The following is a 5,321-nucleotide window of genomic DNA, read 5'->3' as shown; positions in this document are numbered from 1 at the left end:
TCGGTGCGCGGCGCGCGCGGACTCACGCAATGGGCGATCGCGCAGCTGCTCGCGGTGATGTCGGATCTCACTGAGTCTGAACGGCGCAAGCTGGCCAGCACGTCGCCCCATGCATTCCGGCACACGGTCGGCACGCAGATGTTGGCCGCCGGCGTCGCGCTCGAGGTCGTGCAGCGCACGCTCGGCCACGCGTCGCTCGGCACCACGTCGATCTACGTGTCGCCGGAAGAGGCGCGGATGCGCCGCGAGGCGGCGAAGTACCATGCCCGGCTAACACGCGACGGCTGAGTGCGTCTCCCGATCTTATGAAAAGAACGCGAGCAGTCGTTGCAGCAACGGTATGCGTGCCGTCCACCAGTCCGTCCGGGAAGGCGGCATGGCAATGAAGCGCAACGGAGACGACTTCGACTGGTCGTAGTAGAAAATGTTGTCGTCGCTGTACCGCAGTTCCGTGGGTGCTGCATCGTTGAGCGTGCGCACCGCAAAATAACGCTCCGCCAGCACGTCTCCTGCCGGACCCATCACCCGGAGTCGAATTTCGTCACCATCGGCAAAAGAGCGGGGCACCCGACATAGCTCGATCTTGTACTTCTTGCCACCGAACTCTTTCGTTCCCCCGTTAAGATCCTGCGTATAGCTCTCGCAATCTTCGTATGGCTTCCGTAACGCAAGAGCCGGAATCGCCAGTACCAAGACAAGCGCGATCGCGATTACATGTTTTCTGGTGACCTGCATATTTCGCCGAGGCTGATTTTTGTGGGATTGGACGGCGGAGCCGTTTGATGGCTGTACGGGCGGCTACTCTCAGCGAAGCCAAATCGGAATTCTTGCGGCAACCCAGTCGATCAAGGTGGGCGGCAGCGAGATCGAACGCATGCTGTCGTACTGATCGGACGCGTCGAAGTAAATCAATTTGCCATCGCGGATCTTGATCGAGTCTTCACCCGGCCGGCCGTCCCAAAAAACGAAAAATAAGCGCGTGGCGAGCGTCGAGCCATTCGCATCGGTGATGACGAGTTTGACCTGCTCGTTCTGATCTGCAAAAAATCCATGACTGCGCGCACCACTTCCGCAGATGTTGACGATGTAGGTCGTGCCGTCGACCTGTTTGATTCCACCATTCATCTTGGCGTTGTAGTTGAAGCGCTGACAATCGGTGTCGTCTGTCGTGACCCCGCCTAAACTGATGAGCGCGAGGCAGGCCAATAAGCCAAGTGTCACGATCGCCAGTCCCGCGCGCTTCGCTCGGCCGAAATGGGCGATATTTCGAAGAAGCCAGTAGAAGTAGGCTGCAAAGATGACCGCGGTGACGATGAAGATCGCGGTCTTGCCGTTCTTGAGCGCGAAAATCGCGATCGCGTTCGTGGCGCCAGGCGGCAGGAACGGCCACACGATGGCGGCAACCAAGGCCACGGCCCCGACTACCAAGATCGCTCTGAGGATGAGGCGGATCATCTTCATTGTTCCGCCGGGATGGGTCTGCATACGGTATCAAGTTTCAAAACAATCGGGTTGTCCAGTTTCACGAGTTTGGGTCTACTGTAAACCATAAAGTCACCGCCACGATTGTGTGCCGCTCTCCACTCGCGATATGTCTTGTTGTGCACTGGCCAGTACACATCCTTCGCCATAAATTTCCGAAAGAGACTTGTCCGTTTGTCGATCGGTTTGTTGACCTCTTCGCCTTCAGGAAGATAGTGCCACTTTTCGATGGTTGAATTTCCGACATTCAAGTTGCTGCTCTTGAAGAAATCGTTGGCTGCAGCGACGTACGACAGCACCATTCCGTTCTTGTTCCAGTGGCCAAGATACTGGCTCTTGGAAGGCGAATCATCGTTAAATGAATAGCTATCCTTGATGTAGACATAGATGTGGGTAATCTGTGCAACCGGTTCGAGACAGAATATTTTGTTCTTGCCTTCGTACTTGTAGTAACGCTCGCCGGTAACGGTCGCCTTCCCAACAGCAGCGTAGAAGTTGAAGTTTGCCAGTGCGCCGGTTAGATCGGTCAACGCCGTACCGTCGAGTGTGTCGACGGATGATACTGACTGGTACTGAAATCTCCAGGCGACATGAAACTGAAGCAGATCCGTCAGAAACGGCGTAGTGTCGATCACGATACCTGCCGCGTTCATTTGTCCGGCCGCGAAACTCTTCTCGATCACGGGCGTCAGCGTATTCCTCGCCGATGTAGCAGCATTCGGAGTGTAAATCGCTTGTCGGACGAGTTGATTGAAACGCTCAAGTGCTCCGCGAAACCGCAACGCCCATTCCAGAGAGACTGTCCTGTCGTCGATCGGCTGCACCGAGTTGAGCTGGTCGTTATAGGCGTGCTTAGGGCTTGCAAACCACTCTCGCGCAAGCTTGGCCGAGATCGGCCAGCCCATCTTGTCCATCGCTTTGGGAATGTCCTGCAGATCGAACTCAGGCAGCTTGTTCGCTTGCTCGGCGTCTTGGGGCTTATCACTCGGTTGTGGCTTGGCGGGCGGCTTGGCCGGTGCTGGAGCAGGCGGCTTCTGTGGCGCGAGAGGAGCGGCTGCCTTCGATGGTGGCGGTGACGGCGGCTCGTTCGGCGCAAGTCTATCGAACGAGATTTTTTGCTGCGTGTCGATGGGAACGCATCCGACCACGCCAGAGTAACATTTCCACCGTTTGCTGGAATATAGAACTCCGGACTCCAGTTGGTAATACGGGACTTTCTTGACGTCTGGCATAGGGCCTTGAATAACGACTTTTCAAACGAACGGGTATCAGATTAATCGATTCATCGGAAAATCGATCAGAGACAATGAAAACAACTGTTAGATCAGGTCGCGATTGCGCAAGATGAAAAGGTAGGGGCAATCCGCCGGCGGCACGATCGACACGGAAGGCTTGCTCGCCAGGCGAGCCAACATTGCGCTTTCGAGTTCGGCCGCCTGGTTGTCCAACCACCCTGGCTGCCACGTTCGGGCCCACGCGAGCCAAGCCGCTGGCGAAAGGCTGGCGGCCGCGGTCGGCTTCGATGGCACGTAAACCGCGTCTCGCCACGAGAGGCCCGACCGGAACCGCACGCCAGTGACTCGAAGATGCTTGCGTGTACAAACGACGATGAACGCGCGGTGCGGCCGCTCGTCATACAGCACATCCGGCTCATGCACACCTCTCGCCGGCGCAGCGGAAACCGGTCCAGTCCATTCGAATTCCAGGGTAGCGCCGGTTCGCTCGGCCTAGTCGCGGTTGTAGAGGCCACCATCAATGTAGGCGTTCATGCCTGCGTCACCGAGGATCGGTCCGCCGATAAACGACCCGGATTCGACGATGGCGCGCGCAATGTACGGCGCTGTTTCGTGCGTCAATTTGATCGGCATAGCTCGACACTGTGTTAGAAAAGTGGCCGGCCATGCCGGCTTGGTTGTACGTCACCGGATCCCCGCTGCCTTACGCTCGAGCGGCGAGAATTTGCGTAGCGACGCGTAGGGATCGACGAGCCGTCGCGGCGCACGAAGCAGCTTGACGCCTGGTGTTAGCAAGCCGCCGAAACCCAAGCCGGCGACGACTCCGGCCGCGATGCGCAGATTCGACCAGTCTGCCGGCATGATGCAGATCAACATGATCGCGATGATGCTGACGCCGAACATTACCTTCAGAAAGAACCATGGTGCGGAGAGCGCGTCGATGTCGAGGATCGAGCACGGAATCTCTTCCGATTCGTATTCCTCTTTCTCGCGGACCAACTCCAAGTCGAGCGGTGCCGGCCGACTGGAGACCGGATTGACCAGGCGTTCGGTAAGCGCTGCAGTGACTACGTCGACCGCAGGGAACTCGTGCGGCCACCGATGATGTTCCGCCACACCGTAGGCCCGCAGGATCGGCAGCGCCCAGGCAGGATGGTTGATCGGTGCTAGCAGTTGGCCGTCTAGCACGGCCCAATACATGGTCTGATGCGCGTGCTTCGCCGCGTAGGTCGCGAGGCGATCGGCGGCCGGGTAATCGTACGGCGCAACGTGCGCCGGGATCCATTGCGCACCCATATCGCGGAAGAATCCCACGCGATTCTTGCCCTCGTGCGCCAGAAATAGACCGAGCGGTTTGATCCAGATGAACTCGGCTCGATCGTAGCCTTCTGCCGTCGCGCGAGCCGGGTCTTGCAACCTGGCCAGCAGAGCCGGTCGCTCGTTCTCAGGGACAGAGGAGGTAGTCCATCGCCAGCTCGCGCCGATCGTCTGCGAAACAGGCGCAAGCGCGCTAAACGAATCGCCGCACGGTTCGAGATTGCTGAACGGAAAGACGGTTCTGAAAAAAGAAGCTCCGATCCGTGGGCCGTAGGCACCGTCGTGGAACGGTTCAATGAGACGCCGACCGGCCGCACTGCGGCATGCGAGCTCGTCGACTTCGTATTTTGCGTCGACGAGCAGCCTGATCTCGTCGCGCAGCTTCGAGGAAATGTTGTCCACGACGGCTTCGAGTGAGGTGGTAGTTGCGCTCATCGCTTGTTCCATTTTCTAGTCGCTCTCAATCGACTGACTGGTTATCGTGTGTGCGTCGTGCCGGCGTACCTTTGGACGCGAAAAACGTAACCGACGGTATTTGTGATTATGCCGGAATCGTGTTGACGGGACCGAGTTTGCCGACTAGGCTACTCGTTCGTTGTTTAACTGATTCTCTTCCATCTCCATGGCAACTTATCTTGAATTGAAAGCGCAGGCTGATGCGTTGGCACAGCAAGCAGAAGAAGCACGTCTCGCAGAGCTCGACAGTGTCATTGCAGCGATGCGCGAACAGATCGCAGAGTACGGCATCACGCCCGAGCAGCTGTTTGGGCGCCGACGTGCTGCAGCGTCTGGGGAGCGAGCTCCCGTGGCACCCAAGTATCAGGATCCGAAGACAGGAGCCACCTGGAGCGGGCGGGGCAAGGCACCGCAGTGGATTGCAAACGCGAAGAATCGCGATCGCTTTCTGATTCCCGCTGCAGAGTAAAAGAGCGCTTTCGCGGCAAAGCCCGCGAATTCCGCTTCCGCGGGTGTAGCTCAATGGTAGAGCTGAAGCCTTCCAAGCTTACGACGAGGGTTCGATTCCCTTCACCCGCTCCACATTTCCGATTGAAAAAAATGCCCTCAAGCGTCGAGGGCAGGTTTGCAACTTATCCTTCGGTATCCTCGCCGAAAGCTCCGACTAAGCGGAGCACCCAGAACCAGTATTCCCGTGGATCCACGTCGGTGAGGCCGAAATTCGGCCAGTCGCTGCGGGGGTAGGTGGGATGTTGGTGTCGCGGGGCGGCGTAAAGGAGCCGGGGATGGGCGGCGTAATGGCGCCAGCAGAACCGGGGGTAAAACGCGGAT

9 protein-coding genes and 1 tRNA gene are annotated in these 5,321 nt (G+C 58.0%); 3 read left to right on the top strand and 7 right to left on the bottom strand.

Going from position 1 to position 5,321, the window contains the following annotated elements:
- A partial coding sequence (locus BDO18943_RS42130) for a tyrosine-type recombinase/integrase (RefSeq protein WP_146125849.1) occupies positions 1-288 on the top strand: 288 nt, incomplete at its 5' end.
- Positions 289-303: 15 nt separating this feature from the next.
- On the opposite strand, the gene BDO18943_RS42125 is transcribed toward BDO18943_RS42130, so the two are convergent.
- From BDO18943_RS42125 to BDO18943_RS42100, 6 genes are all read right to left on the bottom strand, one after another.
- The gene (locus BDO18943_RS42125) at positions 304-735 is read right to left on the bottom strand and encodes a hypothetical protein (RefSeq protein ID WP_048985624.1); all 432 of its coding nucleotides are present in this window, start codon (positions 733-735) and stop codon (positions 304-306) included.
- 69 nt (positions 736-804) lie between these two features.
- On the bottom strand, positions 805-1,485 hold the full coding sequence (locus BDO18943_RS42120) for a hypothetical protein (protein WP_027813802.1): 681 nt from the start codon (positions 1,483-1,485) through the stop codon (positions 805-807).
- The gene (locus tag BDO18943_RS42115) at positions 1,458-2,714 is read right to left on the bottom strand and encodes a DUF6402 family protein (protein ID WP_027813803.1); all 1,257 of its coding nucleotides are present in this window, start codon (positions 2,712-2,714) and stop codon (positions 1,458-1,460) included. Before BDO18943_RS42115 ends, BDO18943_RS42120 begins: the two co-directional genes overlap by 28 nt.
- A gap of 87 nt (positions 2,715-2,801) precedes the next feature.
- Entirely contained in the window at positions 2,802-3,140 is a 339-nt protein-coding gene (locus tag BDO18943_RS42110) for a hypothetical protein (RefSeq protein WP_143282317.1), read from the bottom strand.
- 69 nt (positions 3,141-3,209) lie between these two features.
- Positions 3,210-3,350, bottom strand: coding sequence for a hypothetical protein (locus BDO18943_RS42105; RefSeq protein WP_153260041.1), 141 nt, complete (start codon positions 3,348-3,350; stop codon positions 3,210-3,212).
- A 51-nt stretch (positions 3,351-3,401) separates the two neighbouring features.
- Positions 3,402-4,481 (bottom strand): hypothetical protein, encoded by a 1,080-nt coding sequence (locus BDO18943_RS42100; RefSeq protein ID WP_048985625.1) that lies wholly within the window; start codon positions 4,479-4,481, stop codon positions 3,402-3,404.
- Positions 4,482-4,656: 175 nt separating this feature from the next.
- Between BDO18943_RS42100 and BDO18943_RS42095 the strand changes: the two genes are divergently transcribed.
- Complete coding sequence (locus tag BDO18943_RS42095; protein ID WP_077187207.1) at positions 4,657-4,959, top strand: H-NS histone family protein; 303 nt, start codon at positions 4,657-4,659, stop codon at positions 4,957-4,959.
- A gap of 39 nt (positions 4,960-4,998) precedes the next feature.
- A tRNA-Gly gene (locus tag BDO18943_RS42090) sits at positions 4,999-5,072 on the top strand.
- A 50-nt stretch (positions 5,073-5,122) separates the two neighbouring features.
- Here BDO18943_RS42090 and BDO18943_RS42085 read toward each other — a convergent pair.
- On the bottom strand, positions 5,123-5,321 hold a 199-nt coding region (locus BDO18943_RS42085; RefSeq protein ID WP_210771979.1), incomplete at its 5' end, for a hypothetical protein.

The organism is Burkholderia aenigmatica (assembly GCF_902499175.1).
Classification (GTDB): Bacteria; Pseudomonadota; Gammaproteobacteria; order Burkholderiales; family Burkholderiaceae; genus Burkholderia; species Burkholderia aenigmatica.
Note: the sequence above shows the minus strand (reverse complement) of the source record. Positions and strands in the feature narration are given on the sequence as shown.

Excerpts from the sequence above, each read along its gene's own strand:
- BDO18943_RS42125 (WP_048985624.1), bottom strand. The coding sequence starts at position 735 with ATGCAGGTCACCAGAAAACATGTAATCGCGATCGCGCTTGTCTTGGTA.
- BDO18943_RS42120 (WP_027813802.1), bottom strand. The coding sequence starts at position 1,485 with ATGCAGACCCATCCCGGCGGAACAATGAAGATGATCCGCCTCATCCTC.
- BDO18943_RS42115 (WP_027813803.1), bottom strand. The coding sequence starts at position 2,714 with ATGCCAGACGTCAAGAAAGTCCCGTATTACCAACTGGAGTCCGGAGTT.
- BDO18943_RS42095 (WP_077187207.1), top strand. The coding sequence starts at position 4,657 with ATGGCAACTTATCTTGAATTGAAAGCGCAGGCTGATGCGTTGGCACAG.
- BDO18943_RS42100 (WP_048985625.1), bottom strand. The coding sequence starts at position 4,481 with ATGGAACAAGCGATGAGCGCAACTACCACCTCACTCGAAGCCGTCGTG.
- BDO18943_RS42105 (WP_153260041.1), bottom strand. The coding sequence starts at position 3,350 with ATGCCGATCAAATTGACGCACGAAACAGCGCCGTACATTGCGCGCGCC.